Annotated in this window: 20 protein-coding genes and 1 pseudogene; 18 read left to right on the top strand and 3 right to left on the bottom strand. The window is 36.7% G+C overall.

Annotated elements, in window-relative coordinates:
• The first annotated feature begins 57 nt into the window (after positions 1-57).
• From ACPWSR_RS13215 to ACPWSR_RS13290, 16 genes and pseudogenes are all read left to right on the top strand, one after another.
• Positions 58-576, top strand: a complete 519-nt coding sequence (locus tag ACPWSR_RS13215; RefSeq protein ID WP_426348700.1) for a GNAT family N-acetyltransferase — start codon at positions 58-60, stop codon at positions 574-576.
• A gap of 51 nt (positions 577-627) precedes the next feature.
• Positions 628-753, top strand: a complete 126-nt coding sequence (locus ACPWSR_RS13220) for a hypothetical protein (RefSeq protein WP_426348701.1) — start codon at positions 628-630, stop codon at positions 751-753.
• A gap of 36 nt (positions 754-789) precedes the next feature.
• Positions 790-1,172, top strand: a pseudogene (locus ACPWSR_RS13225) (GNAT family N-acetyltransferase).
• A gap of 100 nt (positions 1,173-1,272) precedes the next feature.
• The gene (locus ACPWSR_RS13230; RefSeq protein ID WP_426348702.1) at positions 1,273-1,890 is read left to right on the top strand and encodes a hypothetical protein; all 618 of its coding nucleotides are present in this window, start codon (positions 1,273-1,275) and stop codon (positions 1,888-1,890) included.
• An 11-nt stretch (positions 1,891-1,901) separates the two neighbouring features.
• Positions 1,902-2,510, top strand: a complete 609-nt coding sequence (locus tag ACPWSR_RS13235; protein ID WP_426348703.1) for a hypothetical protein — start codon at positions 1,902-1,904, stop codon at positions 2,508-2,510.
• 142 nt (positions 2,511-2,652) lie between these two features.
• A complete protein-coding gene (locus ACPWSR_RS13240) occupies positions 2,653-3,510 on the top strand; it encodes an AraC family transcriptional regulator (RefSeq protein WP_426348704.1) in 858 nt (285 codons plus the stop codon).
• 174 nt (positions 3,511-3,684) lie between these two features.
• Positions 3,685-4,254, top strand: a complete 570-nt coding sequence (locus tag ACPWSR_RS13245) for a hypothetical protein (protein WP_426348705.1) — start codon at positions 3,685-3,687, stop codon at positions 4,252-4,254.
• On the top strand, positions 4,247-4,924 hold the full coding sequence (locus ACPWSR_RS13250) for a TVP38/TMEM64 family protein (protein ID WP_426348706.1): 678 nt from the start codon (positions 4,247-4,249) through the stop codon (positions 4,922-4,924). The genes ACPWSR_RS13245 and ACPWSR_RS13250 overlap by 8 nt, the downstream gene beginning before the upstream one ends.
• A gap of 45 nt (positions 4,925-4,969) precedes the next feature.
• Positions 4,970-5,680: a response regulator transcription factor gene (locus ACPWSR_RS13255; protein WP_426348707.1), complete on the top strand. Its 711-nt coding sequence runs from the start codon at positions 4,970-4,972 to the stop codon at positions 5,678-5,680.
• An 8-nt stretch (positions 5,681-5,688) separates the two neighbouring features.
• On the top strand, positions 5,689-7,809 hold the full coding sequence (locus ACPWSR_RS13260) for a sensor histidine kinase (protein WP_426348708.1): 2,121 nt from the start codon (positions 5,689-5,691) through the stop codon (positions 7,807-7,809).
• Positions 7,810-8,127: 318 nt separating this feature from the next.
• Positions 8,128-9,216: a multiple monosaccharide ABC transporter substrate-binding protein gene (chvE, locus tag ACPWSR_RS13265; RefSeq protein ID WP_426348709.1), complete on the top strand. Its 1,089-nt coding sequence runs from the start codon at positions 8,128-8,130 to the stop codon at positions 9,214-9,216.
• Between the two features lie 77 nt (positions 9,217-9,293).
• Positions 9,294-10,832, top strand: a complete 1,539-nt coding sequence (gene mmsA / locus ACPWSR_RS13270) for a multiple monosaccharide ABC transporter ATP-binding protein (RefSeq protein WP_426348710.1) — start codon at positions 9,294-9,296, stop codon at positions 10,830-10,832.
• A 2-nt stretch (positions 10,833-10,834) separates the two neighbouring features.
• Positions 10,835-12,007 (top strand): multiple monosaccharide ABC transporter permease, encoded by a 1,173-nt coding sequence (gene mmsB, locus ACPWSR_RS13275; RefSeq protein ID WP_426348711.1) that lies wholly within the window; start codon positions 10,835-10,837, stop codon positions 12,005-12,007.
• A gap of 125 nt (positions 12,008-12,132) precedes the next feature.
• Positions 12,133-13,452: a xylose isomerase gene (gene xylA / locus ACPWSR_RS13280; RefSeq protein WP_426348712.1), complete on the top strand. Its 1,320-nt coding sequence runs from the start codon at positions 12,133-12,135 to the stop codon at positions 13,450-13,452.
• 101 nt (positions 13,453-13,553) lie between these two features.
• Complete coding sequence (xylB, locus tag ACPWSR_RS13285; RefSeq protein ID WP_426348713.1) at positions 13,554-15,050, top strand: xylulokinase; 1,497 nt, start codon at positions 13,554-13,556, stop codon at positions 15,048-15,050.
• Between the two features lie 245 nt (positions 15,051-15,295).
• Positions 15,296-15,913, top strand: a complete 618-nt coding sequence (locus ACPWSR_RS13290; RefSeq protein WP_426348714.1) for a hypothetical protein — start codon at positions 15,296-15,298, stop codon at positions 15,911-15,913.
• A gap of 104 nt (positions 15,914-16,017) precedes the next feature.
• Here the strand turns inward: ACPWSR_RS13290 and ACPWSR_RS13295 are convergent, their stop codons facing one another.
• From ACPWSR_RS13295 to ACPWSR_RS13305, 3 genes are read right to left on the bottom strand one after another with little or no spacing between them, the layout of a single operon-like run.
• A complete protein-coding gene (locus ACPWSR_RS13295) occupies positions 16,018-17,889 on the bottom strand; it encodes a PTS fructose transporter subunit IIABC (RefSeq protein WP_426348715.1) in 1,872 nt (623 codons plus the stop codon).
• Between the two features lie 15 nt (positions 17,890-17,904).
• Complete coding sequence (pfkB, locus tag ACPWSR_RS13300; protein ID WP_426348716.1) at positions 17,905-18,810, bottom strand: 1-phosphofructokinase; 906 nt, start codon at positions 18,808-18,810, stop codon at positions 17,905-17,907.
• The gene (locus ACPWSR_RS13305) at positions 18,807-19,559 is read right to left on the bottom strand and encodes a DeoR/GlpR family DNA-binding transcription regulator (RefSeq protein ID WP_426348717.1); all 753 of its coding nucleotides are present in this window, start codon (positions 19,557-19,559) and stop codon (positions 18,807-18,809) included. The genes pfkB and ACPWSR_RS13305 overlap by 4 nt, the downstream gene beginning before the upstream one ends.
• Before the next feature lie 391 nt (positions 19,560-19,950).
• Between ACPWSR_RS13305 and ACPWSR_RS13310 the strand changes: the two genes are divergently transcribed.
• Positions 19,951-20,943, top strand: a complete 993-nt coding sequence (locus ACPWSR_RS13310; RefSeq protein WP_426348718.1) for an ABC transporter ATP-binding protein — start codon at positions 19,951-19,953, stop codon at positions 20,941-20,943.
• Positions 20,930-22,243 carry an ABC transporter permease gene (locus ACPWSR_RS13315; RefSeq protein ID WP_426348719.1) on the top strand — a complete coding sequence of 438 codons (1,314 nt, stop codon included), beginning with the start codon at positions 20,930-20,932 and terminating at the stop codon, positions 22,241-22,243. Before ACPWSR_RS13310 ends, ACPWSR_RS13315 begins: the two co-directional genes overlap by 14 nt.
• Position 22,244: the final 1 nt, after the last annotated feature.

The following is a 22,244-nucleotide window of genomic DNA, read 5'->3' on the forward strand; positions in this document are numbered from 1 at the left end:
TTTTAGTGTAATTGCTAAATTATATCTTTAGAATGTTGAAAGAAGAGAGGAAAGTATATGAAAGCTCAGAGTTTCGAAACCAATAGACTAATAATTAAAAGCACCAAAAAAGAAGACACTGATTTCTGCTTAAGCATATGGCTGGATGAGGAAATGGGAAAATATCTATCTGATCCACCTCGTGATAAGGCTGGTGATGCCTATTTAAAATGGAAGGATAATGTGGAAGATTATGATGGCTGCTACTACTTTGTTGCTGTTTCAAAGGAGACGGGGAGTTATATTGGAACCTGTAGTGCTATTCCTAGTGAGGATAATAGGGAATGGGATATAGGCTATGCTATTTATAAAGACCATTGGTGCCAGGGCTATGGAACAGAAATGATTAAAGGTTTGATTGACTATTGCTGCGAAAATGGTGGGACAAGCATTACTGCTGCTGTAGCAAAGGAAAATAGAGGTTCAAATGCTCTTTTGAGAAAGCTTAACTTTTTTATTGAAAAAGAAGGTTCCTTCAAGAAATGCGAAACTGATATTGTATATGATGAGTATCTATATAGACTTGACTTAGAGTAATATTCACACTTGTGTTAGTAAAATTCTTTTTCAGAATAGGAAGGTGTTAAAATGAATATTGCAGAAGATATCATAATTTCTCCATTAAAGGATGAATTAATTGAAGATATTAATAAAACCAATGATTATTTTAAAGTGTTTGGTAAGGTTGTGCCCAGTTTTCAATCGGGGAAATGATCTTTTGAAGAGGAGCTGTTTGATGAAGCTAAAGAAATTCGTTTCCCAGATGATAAACTGGATTGGAGCGAATATATAAACCGTGAAGATAAAGCTCTATTTCTAGCTTATAAGAATAATAGTTGCATTGGGCAAATTAGAATAATTAAGGATTGGAATCGCTTCTGTTATATTGAAAATATCGCTACAAAAAAGAATTTAGAGGATATGGAATCGGAAAGTTGCTCTTAACTAAAGCGGAAGAGTGGGCAAAACAAAGAAAACTTATCGGAATGTCTCTAGAGGCTCAAGATGATAATATTGGAGCATGCAGATTTTATGTGAAGCAAGGATTCATACTAGGTGGAGTTGATACGTTGAAGCAGTCATACAATCCAAATATAGAAACTACTTTGTATTGGTATAAGTTATTTAAGTAACCGTGGATTTTTACAGCCCATTATATTTTACTCCCAAGCTAACTAACAACCTAACCCAATCGTAATATTAAATGAAGTGATTTAGCATGAGGTGAAGGTCATGAAAAAAAGCATGATATTATTTTTAGCTCTTATTCTACTTTTTACTTTAGCTGGTTGTGTACCTGATGATAACTCGGATACAGATATTGGTGATATGAGAACCTATGATGATTTTAAAAATAAAACGGATAAAGAAGATATATCAAAAACACTTAAAGATAAAGAAATTCAGGAAGCTTATAATAGTGGAAAATATCCTATTTACACCACAAATGATTACCCCTTTGATCTTGAGGTCTTAGATTATATCGAAATGCCAAAGGATTCAAATCTAGAAGAAAAGCTTAGAGTTATTACAAAGGCTATTTCAGAAAGGTTGTTCGAAGGGAATCCCATGGATTTTATAAGCTTTGAGGAAGTGGAAGGGAAAAATATAGCTGTAATAAGTCTTGATAAAAATGAGGATGTTGAGGAAAATTTATTTTTTCCTAGCCCCGGATGGAGGCATTATTTTCAAGGCTCAACAGGGGGAGCTGCTACAGCTACAAAGCTAATTGAAAATCTTCTTCAGAGAGAATATGAAGGAGAATGGATTGATGGGGTAAGATTTGATTATACCGATGACAATTTAGGCTTTATCCATGTAGCTGAGCTTGAAGATATTAAGTTTAGATGAAAGGAGATTTCATGAGTAAGTTTTTTAAAGTGTTTATCTTAAGCTTTATCGCAATATTTTTTACTTTAAGCTCCACTGCCTATGCTGGTTCAGTGCCAGAAGATTTACTTTTCTCTGATGATGCTAGGGTATTTTTTGGTGAGATAGTTGCTTACTATCCAGAGAAAGAGGAAATGGAAGTAAGGATAATAGAAAATATCAAAGGTGATAATAATCTAGACTCAAAGGAGCTTTTTCCAATGGTATCACCACAGAAAACTGAAATATCTATAGGAAAGGCTTATCTGATAGCTTATTATGATGAATTCAATCCCACATATGTATTTCAGGTCACAAGCTATGATACAGACAAGCTAAAGCTTTCTGGAGCAAGGGAATATGATATGTGGCAGAGGTTCGAAGAGCTCTTAAACGAAGGAAAGTTCCGTGAGGCTGAGGCTGAAAGAGTTAAGAAATTAGGTTTAGTAGCTAATAATCCTGTTAGTGAAATATCTCCTGAAAAGCCTCCTATAGAAGCTCCTTCAGGCAACAGAGGATTTTCCATTTTTATGTTTATTATTGCACTCTTATTTCTTTCTGTAGGAGTAATGATTTATCGTGGAAAAAAACAGAAGTTATAGGTTTATTTCAAATACCAATAAAAAAAGCCTTTGATATAATATAAATAAAGCTTAATATAACCCTGGGACAAAAGAAAGCAAGGAATATCGGGAAGTCCCTATGAGCAGGTGATATACTTTATTACATCAGGAGGGTATAAACATGGAATGGACTGAAGCAATTAGTAAAGCTATCGATTATATCGAAAACCATATTACCGAGGATATAGATGTTGATGATGTTGCAATGGAGGTTAATATTTCTTCCTTTTATTTTCAAAAAGGCTTCAGCCTTCTTTGTGGATTTACCATCATGGAATATATTCGAAACCGTAGACTCGCTTTAGCCGGCAGTGAGCTTGCTACTGCTGAGGCAAAGGTCATTGATGTTGCTTTAAAATATGGTTACTATTCACCGGATAGCTTTGCCAAGGCTTTTACTAGGTTTCATGGAGTTACACCTTCTAAGGTACAAAAGGGAAGCACAATGCTGAAGTCTTTTGCACCATTAAAAATAAAGCTATCATTGGAGGGTGGTTATATTATGGACTACAGAATTACAAAAAAAGAAAGCTTTACGGTGCTTGGAGTGTCCAAGAGCTTTCATTATGAGGGTGCTAAGGATGCGATTCCTGATTTCTGGAAGGAATATTTTGATGCAGGAAATGGTAAGTATGTTTGTGGAATGTTTGGTGTGAACATTGATGAAACTATGGGGAATAATGAATTCCAATACATGATTGCAGATATCTACAATCCTATAGCTGATATTCCTGAAGGCTTCGTTACCAGAACCATACCTGCATTTACCTGGGCGGTGTTCCCCTGCATAGGAGCTATGCCAGATTCCCTGCAGGATGTTAATACTAAGATTTTTTCCGAATGGCTGCCAGCTTTGAAGGAATATGAGTTTGCCGCAGGTTACTGTATTGAAATGTACGATGATGCAAGGAAATATCCAAAGGGAACCATGGATGAAAATTATTACTCTGAAATTTGGATACCGGTAAAGAAGAAGTAAATGGATAATAAGGTAATAGAATAATTAAATTAGATAATTGACTAATGAATGGGGCTAGCTATAAGGCTGGTCCTATTTTATTTTTATGTATCTTTAGAAATTCTTAAGGTTTTCCTCAACTTTATCTTAGGATTCCCCTTTTATAATAGAATCATAGAAGGGGATGAGACACTTATGAAAAAGATCTATTTATTCTTTGTATGTACGCCATCGATAGTTTCAAGAGCAATCAAAAAATATACTAAGGACAGCTATACTCACGTAGCCATATCAGTTGATCCGAAGATGAGAGAATTTTATTCCTTTGCTAGAAGATATTCTTATAGTCCTCTCCCTGCAGGCTTTGTGCTGGAATCTATTGATAATAGCTTTTATAGGAGAAATTCAGAATCGCAGTGCAAGGTTATAGAAGTAGATGTAACAGAGGAGCAGTATACTGCTGTAAAAAGAAAACTTAAATTAATGTATGAAAATAGATATGACTATAAATACAACCTTATGGGCTTGCTGCTATACAGCCGAAATGTAAGCTTACAGAGGAAATATCATAGGTTTTGTTCTGAATTTGTCAGTGAAATACTGAAAGAGAATAACATAATGTATTCTCAAAAATCCCCTCAGAAGATACGCCCTATAGACCTGATGAGAATAGAGAATTCTAATGATATATATGAAGGTACTATAGGAAAGTATACCTCCTATAATGCAGTGTATAGCGATGAAATGGTAATGAGCCATGGTTAAAGGTATTCATAAGAGTGTGCTGGTCTTTGCCTTATTATTTATAGTATTGATGGCTTTGTCGACGATTTACGGAATGAGGTATATGGATATTGGTGGGATAATTGAAGGGATTAAAGCCTTGCCATACCTGGTTAAATTTCTTGCTATGACCGGTTTGATTATTCTACAGACAGTTCTAGCCTTTTTGCCTGGAGAGCCCTTTGAGCTTGCCAGTGGATACATATTTGGTTCTTGGCAGGGAACTATTATATGCATCCTTGGTTCATGTGTTGGGACAGCAATTATTTATTTAATAGTAAAGCTATTTAAGAATTCTATTATTAATGTGATGTTTGAGATCAAAAAGGTTGAGAAGGTAAAGAGCTTCTTTGCCTCTAAGAAAAGCATGTTCTGGACCTTTATACTTTTTCTTGTACCAGGAACACCAAAGGACATAATGACCTATGTTGTTAGCTTGGGTAAGATAAATCTAATAAGCTGGCTGGTTCTCACTACTGTAGGAAGGATACCCAGTATAGTAACCTCAACCTTTTTATCAGGCTCTATAAAGGAAGGTAATATCCCAGGAGCATTGATTATATTAATTGTTACCATAATCTTAGCTGTGGGAGGAGGATTATTATATAAAAATCTTATTAATCCTAGCAATAATAATGGTAATATAAAATAAGATGTTTAAAGCTACTTAAAGGACTTATAAAAAGGGTGAGAAAATATGGAACATACTATTTTAATTGTTGAAGATGAAAAAGGAATAAGAGATACCGTGGCAATCTTTTTAAGGAATCAAGGCTATAAGGTGCTGCAGGCTGAAAATGGGGTGGAAGGCCTTGAGCTTATAGAAAAAAATGATATTCACCTAGCTGTGGTGGACATCATGATGCCGGTGATGGATGGGATAACCATGGTGATGAAGCTGAGAGAGAAATATGATTTTCCTGTGATCTTTTTAAGTGCAAAGTCCCAGGACATAGATAAAATAACAGGCTTGAACCTGGGGGCTGATGACTATGTAACAAAGCCCTTTGAAGCCATGGAGCTCATTGCTAGAGTTAATTCACACCTGAGAAGGTATAATCAGATATTAGCCTTAAAGAAAAATACCTCCATTCCCCAGGATAATTCCAACAGCTTGGTTGTGGGAGGGCTAGAGCTAGAAAGGCTTACAAAAGAGGTTTCTGTCAATGGGAGAGCTGTCCGCTTAACCCCTAAGGAGTTTCATATCCTGGAGCTCCTGATGAGCCATCCAGGCAGGGTGTATTCCGCTGAGGAGATTTATGAAACCATTTGGAAGGAAGATGCCATAAACACTGAAACCATCATGGTGCATGTGCGAAAGCTCAGAGAAAAAATTGAAGCAAATCCTAAAAAGCCAGAATACCTCAAGGTCGTCTGGGGAATAGGCTATAAAATTGAAAAGATGTAGGTGACTTTATGAAAAAATCTAAAGGTATATTTATTATTGTATTAACTCTTTTACTTATAACTACCACCTCAATAGTTATGTCCTTTTACGACAATGTAAAAGGAGGAATATCTAAAGACAATGGTCTATTGCAAAATTATTTAGAGGAAGATTTGCCTATTTATACACTGGCAGCGGCAAAGGAGCTTGATCCTGATTATCAGATTCTCACCTTTGAAGCTGAAGTGCCAGCTGATGTGAAAGAGAACATGTCTAAGTATGTGAATGATTTTGTAGCTTCAGTGAAGTACTATCTTGAAACGGATGATAACTTTGTATCCTCCATAAGAAGCACAAAGAATGAAAATGTAATATCCAATAATTTAGATAAGATAAATAATGAGGACGACAAAAGCAGGTATACATTATACTCCTCATTAAAATATGATGAAAATGGATATCTAACTGCCGAAGGTGATTTATATAGTGGAAACTACTCGCAATATGAAGCAATAGACATCCTTGGAAGAGTTATGGATTATCAGCGTACAGCTGATGGAAAAATAACCTACTATATAAATGGAACCACAATTGATGGAAATCAGGTTAAGATAAATAACCCTAAGGCTATGGAAATAACCTATATAATTCCGGAAGAGCTCATAACTGAAGGGGCTATTTATCATAATAGCTACTCCTGGAATTATTATCATGAATTTACCCTTATAGCATTATTAATATCCAGTGGTATCCTTGGCCTTTTCATGCTCTTTTATCCCATAAGAGTGGTAGAGGAGATTAAGCCTTATCTTTTGATAAAAAAATGGAAGGCAGGAATTAATATAGCAGTTCTAGCTACTGCAATCACCTTAGCTGCTATGGGAACCTACGTTGTGTGTGTAGGTACCTTAGATGGTTCATTATTAGATGTATTAAAGGAATATAATACGGGAAATTATCCTTTAATAATAAACATAATTAACTTTATAGCATGGCTATCAACCTTACTGATTATTTCCTTAGGCTTATTTCAAATCAAATATATCTTTGCCCGTGGCTTCTTTAGATATCTTAGGGAGGACACTCTAATCGGTAGCTTCTGTAGGTTTATAAAGAAAAATCTTGATCAGATAGCAGAGGCTGACCTAGCAGGTAATATTAGCAGGGAGCTATTAAAATTTACTGTTATTAATGGATTTATTGTTGCCCTGATGATAGCCGCTTGGTTCCTGGGATATATACCTTTTATAATATATATCTTCGGCTCCTTCATCTACCTTAGAAAAAAAGTTATAAAAATACAGATGGACTATAAAAAGCTTCTAGAGGCTACCAGGGAGCTGAGCCGAGGGAATTTTAATGATAATATCAATGAGGATGTAGGTGTATTCAACAGCCTAAAGGATGAATTCAAAGATATTAAGGCTTCCTTTGAAAAAGCTGTAAAGGAAGAAACAAAATCACAAAATATGAAAACGGAGCTTATAAGCAATGTCTCTCATGACTTAAAAACACCTCTTACCTGCATAAAGAATTATATAGTACTGCTGCAGGATGACACTATTTCTGAAGAGGAAAGGCATGAATATCTAGATAATTTAAATAAGTACTCCGATAGATTGACTACCCTCATTGAAGATCTCTTCGAGGTGAGCAGGGTAAATAGTGGAGATATCCAGCTGGAGCTTATGGATCTTAACATTGTTGCCTTGATTGAACAGGCTCTAGCAGAAACCAGTGAACTAATCACATATAATAACCTATCGGTAATTAGAAGCTTCGAAAACAATGAGATTATGGTAAACCTAGACGGTGGAAAGACCTATAGAATCTTTGAAAATCTCTTCACTAACATAGGTAAATATTCTATGCCAGGGAGCAGGGTATATATTAATGTTAAGGAAGTTAGTGATGAAGTGATAATTGAATTCAAGAATATATCTCAAAATGAGATGAATTTTACCCCTGAGGAAATCATAGAAAGGTTTGTTCGAGGAGACAAGTCCCGCCACGAAAAGGGCAGCGGTTTAGGCCTTGCTATAGTTAAGAGCTTTACAGAAATACAGGGAGGAAGCTTCCAGATTAATATAGATGGAGACTTATTTAAAACCATAATTACCTTCAAAAAATCAAAGGACCAGGCTCAGTAGAGCTTGGTCTTTTTCTCTATGAATAATGTTGCAAAAACACTATGAAATAATTTAATAAAAAGCAAATATCCCTAGGGGGAAATAAAAAAGTAACAGATTATTTTATATGAAACATAATTATTTAAATCAAAGAATATCATAGATTTAGATAACAATTTCAATGGTTGACTCAAGATAAAAGTATGAATATAATTGTAAATGAGTAATAAAATATTAAAATTATAAATATTTGTAAATTGTGATGTTATATATGTAACCGTATTCCGGTGGCTATATAATGTTGCATTAATATTAAATATTTATTATGGGAGGGTAAAAATGAATAAAAGGTTATTGAGTGGTATTATGACTTTTGCCTTGGCTGCAGCGGTATTCACTGGCTGTAACAATGGTGACACCGATACTCCAGGTAAGGATGCAGGTTCAGACAAGCCTTTAGTTGGTGTGTCCATGCCTACTAAGGACTTACAGAGATGGGTACAGGATGGAGAAAATATGGAAAAGCAGCTGAAGGATGCAGGCTATGATGTAGATCTTCAGTATGCTAGTAATGATGTTGGTACACAGGTTTCTCAGGTAGAAAACATGATTGCTAACGGTGTAAACGTTCTTGTTATCTCTGCTATCGAGGGAGACTCTCTTGGTACAGTCCTTGCTCAGGCTAAGGAAAAGGACGTAACAGTAATAGCTTATGACAGACTTTTAATGAACACTGATGCAGTATCCTACTATGCTACCTTTGATAATTACATGGTTGGAACTAAGCAGGGTGAATATATAGAAGAAGCCTTAGACTTAGAGAATGCTGCTGGTCCTTTCAACATGGAAATATTAACTGGTGACCCAGGAGACAACAATGCTAAATTCTTCTACGGTGGAGCAATGGACGTGCTTCAAAAGTATGTAGATGCAGGAAAGCTTGTAGTTCAATCAAAGCAGGTTAAATTTGATGAGGTTGCAACAGCTGGTTGGTCTACAGAAACTGCTCAGAACAGAATGGAAAGCATACTTGCTTCCTACTATGCTGATGGAACTAAGCTTGATGTAGTTCTCTGCTCTAATGACTCTACTGCTCTAGGAGCAATTAATGCTTTAGAATCCTCTTACGATGGAGAATGGCCAGTAATTACCGGTCAGGATTGTGACATTGCTAATGTTAAGAAGATGATAGAAGGCAAGCAATCAATGTCAATATTTAAGGATACAAGAACTCTTGCAGGACAAGTAGTAAAGATGATCGACGCTCATCTTTCCGATAAAGAAGTTGAAGTAAATGATACTAAGACCTATGATAATGGAAAGCTAGTAGTTCCATCCTTCCTTTGTGAGCCTGTATTTGCTGATATAGACAATTACGAGGAGCTTTTGGTGGAATCAGGTTATTACGAAGCTGATCAGTTAAAGTAATCGAAGGCAGATTAAGATTTAGAAGGGGGCACTATAAGTTTTAAGTGCCCCTTAATTATATTAGGAGGGGGATTCCTTTGGAGAAGATATTGCTGGAAATGAAAAATATCACTAAAACCTTCCCTGGTGTTAAGGCTTTAGATAATGTTAACTTAGCCGTTCACGAAGGAGAAATCCATGCTCTCGTTGGAGAAAATGGTGCTGGAAAATCAACCTTAATGAATGTAATTAGCGGAATATACCCCTATGGCAGCTATGAAGGTGAGATACTATACGAAGGAGAGCTCTGCAAGTTTACTAAAATTAAGGATAGTGAAGATAAGGGAATAGTAATTATACATCAGGAGCTAGCGCTGGTGCCTCACATGACCATTGGGGAAAACATGTTTTTGGGAAATGAGATAGGTAAAGGCTATGCTATAGACTGGAATGAAACCTTTGGTCAAGCTAATAAATACTTGAAGATTGTTGGACTTAAAGAATCTTCTAGAACCCTTATAAAGGATATAGGAGTGGGCAAGCAGCAGCTGGTAGAAATAGCAAAGGCTCTGGCAAAAAATGCTAGGCTTCTTATACTAGATGAGCCAACGGCCTCTTTAAATGAATCAGATTCCATGGCTTTACTGAATCTGCTTTTGGAATTTAAAAAGAACGGCATGACCTGTATTATCATATCTCACAAGCTTAATGAGATATCCTATGTAGCTGATAAAATTACCGTTATAAGAGATGGTAAAACAATAGAGACCCTTGATAAGTCTAAGGACTTAATCACTGAGGATAGAATTATAAAAGGGATGGTAGGAAGGGAAATTTCCGATAGATTTCCTAAAAGAGAGAATACAGTGGTGGAGGAAGTTCGCCTTGAGATAAAGGATTGGAATGTTTATCATCCTCTTTATGGAGATAAGAAGGTAGTAGATAATGCCTCTTTGAAGGTAAAAAGAGGAGAGGTTGTGGGAATAGCTGGACTCATGGGCTCTGGAAGAACAGAGCTTGCTATGAGCATCTTCGGCAAAAGCTATGGCTCGAAGATATCAGGAAATATAATTGTTGATGGTAAAGAGGTTAAGCTGAATACCGTGAGAGCTGCAATAAAAAATAAGCTTGCCTATGTTACAGAGGATAGAAAAGGAAATGGACTTATTCTTAGTAATCCCATTAAGATAAATAATACTCTGGCAAACTTAGACAAGGTGTCTAAGGCAGGGGTTATAGATAAGGATAAAGAGTATCAGGTTGCTGTAGAGTATAAAGAAAAATTTAATACCAAGGCTCCCACGGTAGATCAAAATGTAGGTAACCTAAGCGGAGGAAATCAACAGAAGGTTCTTCTCTCTAAGTGGATGTTTGCAGAGCCAGAAATACTTATATTAGATGAGCCTACAAGAGGAATAGATGTAGGAGCAAAGTACGAGATTTATTGTATAATAAATGACCTTGCTGCTTCTGGAAAGTCAGTGATATTAATATCCTCTGATATGTCAGAGATCCTTGGAATGAGCGATAGAGTCTATGTAATGAATGAGGGAAAAATCATATCAGAATTACAGGGAAAAGAAGCAACCTCTGAAATAATAATGGCTAGTATTATTAAAGGAAGTAAAGGAGAATAGTTATGGAAAATGGTAGATCAATAGATACACTTAAGAAATATACGATGGTTATTGTTCTCGCTTTAGTTGTGTTGTTTTTCACCTGGCAGACTGGAGGAAAAATACTGCTGCCTCAGAATATAACCAACTTAATAGCACAAAATGCTTATGTATTTGTATTGGCAACGGGTATGCTTCTCTGCATACTCACTGGAGGAAATATAGATTTATCTGTAGGCTCAGTGGTGTGCTTCGTTGGAGCAGTAGGTGCTGTGCTTATGGAAAATCATGATATGAACATAGTAATTGCAGTGATTTTTATGTTTATTATAGGTGCTCTAATCGGTGCCTGGCAGGGCTTCTGGATTGCCTTTGTAAAGGTGCCACCCTTTATAGTTACCCTGGCTGGAATGCTTGTCTTTAGAGGTCTTTCCAATGTTGTGTTAAATGGCCTTACAGTTTCCTTGACAAACACCACCTTCATCAAAGCCTTTGGTGGAGGAGCTACTCCATACCTGCCAGATTTCTTTAATGGTAATGGCTTTAACATAACCAGCATGCTCTTAGGTGTCATCACCTGTGTTATCTTAGCTTTGCTTCAATTTACCGGAAGAAGAAGTAGGCTTAAGAAGGGCTATGAGACGGAATCAGTAGTTGCTATGATATCAAAGATAGCTATTATATCAGCAGTAATTTTATATATCTCCTATAAGCTATCACTTTATAAGGGAGTTCCATCCTCTTTAATATGGGTGCTTATAGTTGTAATAATTTATGGATATATAACCTCTAAGACTAAGATAGGTAGATACTTTTATGCTGTAGGTGGTAATGAAAAGGCCACTAAGCTATCGGGAATCAATACTGAGAAGGTGTACTTCATTGCTTATGCAAACATGGGACTTCTGGCAGCTTTGGCAGGAATGCTCACCATTGCCAGAATGACCTCAGCACAGCCAACCTATGGGCAAAACTATGAGCTAGATGCCATTGCCTCCTGCTTCATCGGTGGAGCCTCAGCCTATGGTGGAATAGGTACCGTTCCTTTCGTAATCGTAGGAGCTCTCCTCATGGGTGTAATTAACCTTGGAATGAGTATTATGGGCGTGGATGCAAACTATCAGAGAGTTGTAAAGGGACTAGTTCTCTTAGCAGCAGTTATATTTGACGTTGTGAGCAAGAAGCAAAATAAATAAGTTTATTCATAAATAGTAATTAATTATTAAGATAATGTTAAATTCTATCGCTTTATTGTAATAATTATGTAATTTAGTATAATAAAAGTAATAGGTAAAAAATTACAGTAATCAAGGAGGTTAATATGACTGAATATTTTAAAGGTGTACCAGAAATTAAATATGAAGGTAGGAAATCAAAAAATCCTTTCTCCTTTAAGTATTACAACCCTGAGGAAGTAATTGGGGATAAGACCATGAAGGATCATTTAAAGTTTACAATGTCCTACTGGCATACCATAGCAGCTAATGGTGCTGATATGTTTGGTGCAGGGACCTATGAGAAGGCATGGGATAATGAAACAGATCCTATGGTTATAGCTAAGGCTAAGATGGAAGCAGCCTTTGAATTTATGGACAAACTAGGTATCGAGTACTTTGCCTTCCATGACAGAGACATAGCTCCAGAAGGAAAGGATTTAAAGGAAACTAATGCTATTTTAGACGAGGTTGTAGCTTATTGTAAGGAATTAATGCAGTCCCATAATAAGAAGCTTCTCTGGGGAACAGCCAATGCCTTTAACAATCCTAGATATGTTCACGGCGCTTCTACCTCCTGCAATGCCGATGTCTTTGCTTATGCTGCGGCACAGGTAAAGAAGGCTATTGAGGTTACCAAGGAGCTCGGTGGAGAAAACTATGTATTCTGGGGTGGAAGAGAGGGTTATGAAACCCTTTTAAATACAGACCTGAAGCTGGAACAGGATAACTTTGCTAGATTTTTAAGAATGGCTGTGGATTATGCTGAAAAGATTGGCTTTAAGGGACAGTTTCTTATAGAACCAAAGCCACAGGAGCCAACAAAGCATCAATATGACTATGATGTAGCTACAGTACTTGCCTTCTTAAGAGGTTATGGCTTAGAAAAGCATTTTAAAATGAATATTGAAGCGAACCATGCAACCCTAGCTGGCCATACCTTCCAGCATGAAGTGGCTATGGCTAGAATTAATGGAGCTTTAGGAAGCTTAGATATTAATCAGGGAGATCCTAACCTAGGCTGGGATACAGACCAATTCCCAACTAACATCTATGATGCTGCACTGCTCATGTATGAGGTTCTTAAGAATGGCGGTATAGGCAAGGGTGGCTTAAACTTTGATGCTAAGGTTAGAAGGGCATCCTTTAAGAGTGAAGACTTATTCCTTGGTTATATAGCAGGTATGGATACCCTAGCACAGGGACTTAGAATAGCTCATAGAATGCTTCAGGAAGGCGAGTTTGAGGATAACATAGCAGAAAGATATAAGAGCTATACTGAAGGAATAGGCAAGGATATAGTAGATGGAAAAGCTGATTTTGAAAGCCTTGAAAGCTATGCTCTAGAGCACAGCCATGTAAAGAATGAGTCAGGAAGACAGGAGCTCTTAGAAGCTAAGCTAAATCAATATATTTTCAACGAATAATAGGCTAAATAATGTAGAGGCAGTGTTTTGTCTCTACATTAGCTTTATTTAGAATCCATAATAGTAGTCAGGGGAGTTTTTTTTATATAAGGAGGATGGCGATGAAGGCTATTGGAATAGATTTAGGTACCTCTTCGGTAAAGATAATTATTATAAATGAAATGGGAGAGGTTTTGACATCAGCTTCAAGGGATTTTGATGTTAGCTACCCTAAGACTGGATGGGCAGAACAGGACCCTAAGGTTTGGTGGAAGGCTACAGAGGAAGGCCTCAGGGAGGTTCTTGTAAAATCCAGCATAGCTAAGGAAGAGATAAAAGCTATAGGACTCAGCGGACAGATGCATGGACTTGTAGTTTTAGATAATAGTGGAGAGCCTATAAGACCGGCAATTCTTTGGTGTGACCAGAGGACTGAAGCAGAGTGTGATTATTTAAATGATATAATAGGCAGAGACAAGGTGTCTCAGTATACAGGAAACATTGCTCTCACTGGGTTTACAGCACCTAAGCTTTTATGGATGAAAAATCATGAGATAGAGAAGTTTAGCTCTATAGAGCATATACTTCTTCCAAAGGATTATATAAGGTATAAGCTTACAGGGGAATTTGCTACGGAGGTATCCGATGCCTCAGGAACCTTGATTCTCGACGTGGAAAAGAGACAGTGGTCCCAGGAGATGATAGAGCTTTTAGGGATAAATGAAGAGATGCTTCCAAGGGTTTATGAATCCTGGGAGGTGACAGGAAAGGTTTCTGAGGACTTAGCTCATAGCCTTGGTCTATCTGAAGACACTGTTGTTGTAGGTGGAGGAGGAGATCAGGCCGCTGGAGCTGTGGGTGGTGGTGCTGTTAAGAGTGGAATAATATCAGCAGCCTTAGGCACCTCAGGAGTTATATTTGCCAGTAGTGATGATTACCAGGTGGACAAGGATAACAGGCTTCATTCCTTCTGCCATGGCAATGGAAAATGGCATCAGATGGGAGTTATGCTCTCAGCAGCCTCCTGCCTCAAGTGGTGGATTGAAGAAATCAATAAAGACACTGCTCCCGATGCTTATGAGAAATTCCTAAAGGAAGCTTCGGAGGTTCCAGCCGGTGGTAAGGGCCTATTCTTCCTTCCATATTTAATGGGAGAGAGAACCCCTTACAGCGACCCTAGAGCCCGAGGAGTATTTATAGGCCTCGACATAACCACCACCCGTGGAGATATGACCAGGGCAGTGATGGAAGGGGTAGCCTTCGGTCTTAGAGATTCCTTAGAGATTCTAAAAAGCCTTGAGGTTCCCATAGATTCCGTAAGAGTTAGCGGTGGTGGAGCCCAGAGCCCTCTATGGAGACAAATCCTCGCAGATATTCTCGGAGCAGAGGTACAGGTAATCAGCTCCAAAGAAGGGCCAGCCCTAGGAGCAGCAATACTAGCTCTCGTAGGCAGCGGAGCCTATGCTTCTGTAGATGAAGCCTGCGACAAAATAATTAAGGTTACAAGCTCCCAGAGTCCAGACCTGGAAGCAGTGGAGAGATATAACAAGCTTTATGAGGTCTACAAAGGACTTTATAGTACTCTTAAGGATACCTTTAGGAGTATCAGTGAGCTATAATAGTCAGATAAAAAAACACCTTTCTCGAAGTTTGAGAAAGGTGTTTTTTAAAATAAAATTGAAATCTTTCTATTAATATTTAAAATTTTTGATTTTTATTAAAATACATTGTAAAATATATTGAAAATATTCAGATTTATTGTATAATTGTAATATGATTATTGATTGTCATATTATTTGTTAGGGAACTAATATATTATAGTGCATCAATGTTTAATTTTTTGTATATTTAACAGGAGGCACTGATGGGTAAAAAAATTGAGGAATGTGATTTTAGGGAGTTGAATAGTCAGTTTTTGCTTTTAGAGAATGACGAAAGGGCATTAGGGGTTATAAAAGAAAGATTTCCTTCCCAGAAGGAGGATAATGCAGTCTTACTTTATGGGTATATTGATCCTAACACTGGATTGACCTTTGAGGTTATATGCTGTGCATTAGTATCAGAGAAAGGTATTATCTTTAGAGCTTCCTCTGAAAAAAAATCCGTAAGGCTTCGTTATGGTGCTATAAGAGGTGAGGTTGAAAGTCTTAGCTTTTTAAGTATCTTTGATAGATTTAGGCTTAAGGAAAATATAATAAATGCTAGATATAATTCTAATGAAGAGCTTAAAGACTTGAGGAATTTAAAATATTTAGACCCTATACGTCATCCTCAGCATCCCGACGATATTATCATTGATCTCGTTAAGCCTGGCTTGAAACCAGAAAGAGTATGGGTAAGGCTTAAAAGTATTGTTGGAGGTATCCCCAGTGGAATACTGCTTAATGAGCCTGTTGGCAACTTCGGTTGTAACGTAGGTGATATAGTGAAAGTTCTTATGGTACAGGGGAAGAGTGAGAATCATTATGTAGCCCAGCTTTGAGTATAAATATAGATTATTCTCTCTTTATGTATTAGGTATAATAATTAAATACCTATACATAAAAAAATGTGCACTAATTTTTTATAAGTGCACATTTTTTTTATTTATTCTTTATCCTTTTTTAATATAGCCAAGACTGCCATTCCCAGGATAGAACCAACTAATAGTGAAATGAAGTAGCCAAGAGGATTAGATATAACAGGTAATACGAATATCCCGCCGTGAGGTGCACGCAGTGCACAGCCAAAGAGCATTGATAAGGCACCTGCTGTTGCTGAGCCAATTACACAGGCAGGGATTACTCTTAGAGGATCTGCCGCTGCAAAGGGGATTGCGCCTTCTGTTATAAAGGATAGTCCCATGACATAGTTAGTTATTCCAGATTGCCTTTCCCTTTGAGTAAATTTCCTTTTGAAGAAGGTAGTGCATAAAGCTATTGCCAGGGGTGGAACCATACCTCCAGCCATTACTGCTGCCATAAATTCAAATTGACCTGAAGCTAGGGATGCTGTTCCAAATACATAAGCTGCCTTATTTAAAGGACCACCCATATCAAAGGCCATCATGCCGCCTAAAACTGCACCTAGTAGTATTCTGCTGCTTTCTCCCATGTTATTTAAAAGAGTTGTAATAGAAGTGTTCAGAGCTGCTACCGGTGGATTAACTATAAAGGTTATTATAGCACCTATTAATAGTATACCTAGTAAAGGATATAGAAGTACTGGCTTAAGGCCTTCCAAGCTATTAGGAAGCTTATCAAATAACTTCTTTAAGATTACCACTAAGTAACCTGCAATAAAACCTGCAAGTAATGCACCTAAGAACCCTGAGCCTCCAGTATTAGCCAGCATACCTCCAACAAAACCCACTGCTAGAGCTGGTCTATCGCCTATACTCATGGCAATGTATCCAGCTAATATTGGCAGCATAAAGCCAAAAGCTGTTTCACCTACAGTCTTTAAGAAGGCTGCAAAAGGTGTATTCTTACCAAAGTTTGCTGGGTCAATGCTGTAATCATCAAATAAAAATGCTAAGGCAATAAGTATACCTCCACCGATAACAAATGGGAGCATGTGAGATACACCATTCATAAGGTGCTTATATATTTGTCTTCCTATGCTTTCCTTTTCCTCTCCAAAGCCATCATCAGAGGACTGTGAACCATCATGATTATATATAGGTGCATCTCCTGATACAGCCTTATTTATTAACTCCTCTGCTTTATGGATTCCATTAGCAACCTTAGTCTGAATGACCCTTTTGCCATTAAACCTTGACATTTCAACCTTTTTGTCTGCTGCTACAATTATACATTCTGCTTCTTCTATTTCCTTTTTAGTTAATACATTTTTGGCTCCACCGGAACCACCGGTTTCTACCTTTATGGTTATGCCCATCTCCTTGGCCTTTTCTTCTAAGCTCTCCGCAGCCATATAGGTGTGAGCAATTCCTGTAGGACATGCTGTTACAGCCAATATTCTGTAGCCTTCCTTGCTTTCTTCCTTTACCTTATTTACCTTTTTATTTTCAAACTCATCGATGAGCTTTATAAACTCCTCCTCAGATTTTGAGCTTTCTAAGGCCTTTCTAAACTCCTCATCCATTAACATGGTGGATAGTCTTGCTAAAACCTCTAGGTGCAGGTTGTTTTCACCATCGGGAGCTGCTATTAAGAAAAATATTTTTGCTGGGCTTCCGTCTAAGGAATCATAGTCTACTCCATCTCTAACTATCATTGCTGCTAAGCCAGCATCCTTTACAGCCTTTGTTTTAGCATGAGGTATAGCTATACCATCGCCAATACCAGTGGTGCTCAGCTCCTCTCTAGCTAGAACAGCTTTTTTATATTCATCCTTATCTGTTAAGTTCCCTGAGGCATCCATTAAATCCACTAATTTATCTATTGCGGCATTTTTTGAGTTAACCTTAGGGTTTATAGCTATAGATTTTTTGTTTAATAAATCGGTAATTTTCATGATTAATCCTCCATATTAGTATATATCCTTTAATAGTTCATAAACCTTTTCCTTAGTGGCAAGACCTTCTGAAAAAGCACTGGCACTTCCTGTAGCCACGCTCATCTTAAAAGCTTCTTCAAAGTCATTATTATTTAAATATCCGGCAATAAAGCCCGCTACCATAGAATCTCCAGCACCTACAGAGTTTACTACTTTACCCTTTGGAGCTTGGGATTTGAAAACCTTATCCTCCTCTGTGACAAATACAGCTCCATCTCCAGCCATTGATATTAATACATTTCTGGCACCCATTTCTCTAAGCCTTTTAGCGTAATAGATGCTTTCCTCTTGATTTGTAATTTTAACCTTGAATAGCTCGCCCAGCTCATGGTGATTTGGTTTTATTAAAAATGGCTTATATTTTAAAACATTTAATAATAAATCCTTTGTTGCATCTACTATAATCCTAACTTTTTTATCCCTTAATTTTTCTATTATTAGTTCATAAATATTCTCTGGAAGGGACCTTGGAATACTTCCTGCTAGAACTAGTATATCACCCTCCTGTAAGTAATCTATCTTCTTATATAATAAAGCTAAAGCATCATGGTCAATAGCTGGACCTTGACCGTTAATCTCAGATTCTTCATTAGATTTTAATTTAACGTTAATCCTTGATATGCCACTTTTTAGCTTAATAAAATCTGTTGTGCAGCCCATATCCTTAGCTTTTTTCTCAATTTCCTCACCAGTAAAGCCAGCTATGAATCCAAGAGCTATATTTTCTACCTTTAAGTTATTTAAAACTATAGAAACATTAATTCCTTTTCCTCCAGGATAAATTTCTTCAAAGGTTGTTCTATTAACAGCCCCTAGCTTAAAATCATTGACTCTAACTATATAATCAAGAGATGGATTAAAGGTTATAGTATATATCATAATTTTGAGACCTCCAAAATTTCAGTTTTATCTATATATTTATCATCCTCTATTTCCGTAGTAATTATTACGCATTTATCTATTTCTGCAAAGGTAACGGAGCTTATTTCATTAAATTTTGTTTTATCCGCAAGGATATAAGGATTTCTTGTTCTTTTAATAGCTTCTTCCTTTACTAACGCTTCTTTAATATCAGGGGTTGTAAAGCCTCTATAGTCTGAAATTCCATTGGTTCCAAAGAAACCTTTAGTAAAATTATATTTTTTTAGACTATTTATAGCCTCTATTCCTACTATAGCCTCGGTGATTAATTTTACTTCTCCGCCAATTATATAGGTTGTAAAGCCTCTGCTTATTAATTTTTTAGCCTGATTTATACCATTGGTCACATATACTGCATTTTTTTCGGTTAAATAGTCTATTATCAAATTTGTTGTTGTTCCTGAATCTATATAAACAAAATCATCAGCTACTACTAAGCTAGCTGCATAGCTTGCTATAATAGCTTTATTTTCTATATTTAAGCCTTCTCTTACAGATATATTATCTTCCCTAGTGTTAAATTCGTTTTCAATAAGAGTCGCACCGCCATGAACCTTTTTAAGCTTTCCCTCCGAATGCAAATAGTTTAAATCTCTTCTTATTGTTGATTCAGAGGTGTCTAAGAGTTTTACTAGCTCATTTACATATACAACTGAATTTTTTCTTAGCTCCTCTAGTATGAACTTATGTCTTTCTTCCGTTAGCATAATAATCACCTCTTGCCTATATAATACTATGGAAGAAAAACGATTTCAACCATTTTCGTTCAAAAACATTCAAAAAAATTCATATGATATTTGATATATAATCAAAATAGTTCATGAATTATACTCATAATAATTTCAGGGTGAAACTAGATAATAGTTTTGTTTTTTTTATATAGAAATTTTAATAAAATGATTAATGGTAGACTCATAAGGTAACGGTTTTTAGGAAACAGTAAAATTTTTTGGTGTAAACGTAGTGCATTTCTCTGAATTTACAATAGTTTAGGGTATAGCTTGTGTATATGTGATATAATTAATAAAATGTAAAAATTATCAATATATTATGAAAAATAATCGTTGAAATCATAATTATTATAAAGGAGTAAGGAATATGAGTTTGACAGTAAATAATTTATCAAAAAAATACGGAGATAAAGTTGCACTAGAGAGTCTCTCATTTGAGATGGATAAGCCTGGTGTTTATGCTCTTTTGGGTACTAATGGTGCCGGTAAGACCACGGCAATCCGAATGATGCTGGATATGCTTTCTAAGGATAGTGGAGAGGTTATGTGGAATGGTAGCCCTTTAAGCACTGATACCTGTAATGTTGGTTACTTAGCAGAGGAGCGTGGACTATATCCTAAATATAATCTCATGGACCAGCTTATTTATTTTGCAGGACTTAGAGGAATATCTAAGAATGAAGCTAAGAAAAGGATTAAATATTGGGCAAAAAGATTAGAGGTGGAGGAATATCTTTATCCAGACACCACAAATGCAGCTGCACCTCTAGTGGGAGAGAAAAGGAAGCTTGGCTTTGGTGGAGCTAAGAAGAAGAGTAATCAGAAGAAAAAAGCTGATCAGCTTTCTAAGGGTAATCAGCAGAAGATACAGTTTATGATAGCCCTTTTATCAGATCCTGAGCTTATTATATTAGACGAGCCTATGTCGGGATTAGATCCAGTAAATACAGACCTTTTCCGTTCAATCATCAATGAGGAGATTGAGAAGGGTAAGTATCTTATCATGTCAAGCCATCAAATGTCCACGGTAGAAGAGTTCTGCACGGATATTATTATATTAAACAAAAGTAAAGTGGTTCTCCAGGGAAATTTAAATGATATTAAGAGGAGCTACGGAAGAATAAATCTATCTCTCAAGGTGGAAGAGGATATTTCAAAATATATTGAAGAGGCAAGGGTTACAATCCAGTCGGAAAAGGAGTTTGAATATAATCTTAAAGTATCTGGAGAGGAGCAAGCAAATAAGCTGTTAGGGATGCTCATCGCAGCTAATATCTCAATAATTCGCTTTGATTTACGTGAGCCGTCACTTCATGAAATCTTTGTACAGAAGGTTGGTGAAGCTAATGAAGGCCAATAAAAATGCTTTTACTGGAACTGGTAAGGTATTTTCCTTTACCCTAACGCAGCTTTTAAAAAGCAAGGGTAATATTATTTCCTTAGTAGTTACAATTATTTTATGCTTATTAAGTGCTCCCATTGCTTCACTTATTATGGGAGGTGAGGTAAAAGAGGAGCAGCTTGGAATAAATAATATATATTATTTAAATGAAACGGAATACGATATTGAATTTCAAGCATTATCAGAGCCTGGAAGCTTATTTGAAGGTGCCAAAGTCCAAGAGGCGGATTTTAATGTTGATAATTACACAGACAATATCAATGGGAATGATGCCTTGGTTCATGTTGCTCTTAGTAGTGAAGATAATAGCTATCATATAGGAGTATATCATTTAATGGAGGATGCTTACTCTTTTGATATTTTGGCTTCTGAGGTTTCAAGGTTATGTGAGGAAGCAAGGTTTAGGGCATTAGGTGCTACAGAGGAGCAGCTTAAAATTCTCATGACCGCCTTTGAAATCAATACAGAAGAGGTAGCTGAATATATGGAAGAGGAGAGTGTAGGCTTTGACGGAGCCTTTGCTGTTCAGTATGGATATTCCATCATAGTTTTAATTTTAACTATGTTCTCCATAACCTATATAATCAGATCGATTATTGAGGAAAAGGCCTCGAAGCTGGTGGAGACCTTAATGGTGAGCATAAAACCCTTAGGGATGATAGTAGGAAAGATACTTGCAGTTATGGCTTACGTGTTTGGATTAATAGTATCAATAGCCTTATCTCTTCTAATATCCTATAAAGTGACAGGAGTCTTTTTAGATACAAGTCCTATAAGCAATGCTTTGGCTGACTTTGGATTAAACTCTGAACTTTTAAATATCGGTCCTATAACAATTATAGTTGCTATGATATCTCTAGTTCTTGGCTATCTGACCTTCTCAATCCTTGGAGGATTAGCGGGTACAAGCTGCTCCAGTATGGAGGAGGTAGAATCAGCTAATATGAATGTGGTTTTAGTGGTTATGCTTGGATATATGGCTTCTACCTTCATGGTAGGCTTTAATAATGAGGTAGTATCAATAATAGGCTCTCTACTGCCTATCATATCCATATTCGCTGCACCAGTGCATTATGTCCTGGGAAATATTAGCTTTGGGATATTGGCTCTATCCTGGCTCCTTCAGGCTGGTGTAATTATCCTCTTAGCCTGGTTCTGTGGAAGGGTATATCATCACTTATTAATGTACAGAGGAAATAAGCTCAAGCTAAAGGCTATGGTTTCCCTTGCTCGTACAAAACAAGTAAAGGAGGTATAAA

The organism is Alloiococcus sp. CFN-8 (assembly GCF_049943125.1).
Classification (GTDB): domain Bacteria; phylum Bacillota; class Clostridia; order Clostridiales; family Clostridiaceae; genus JAEXZL01.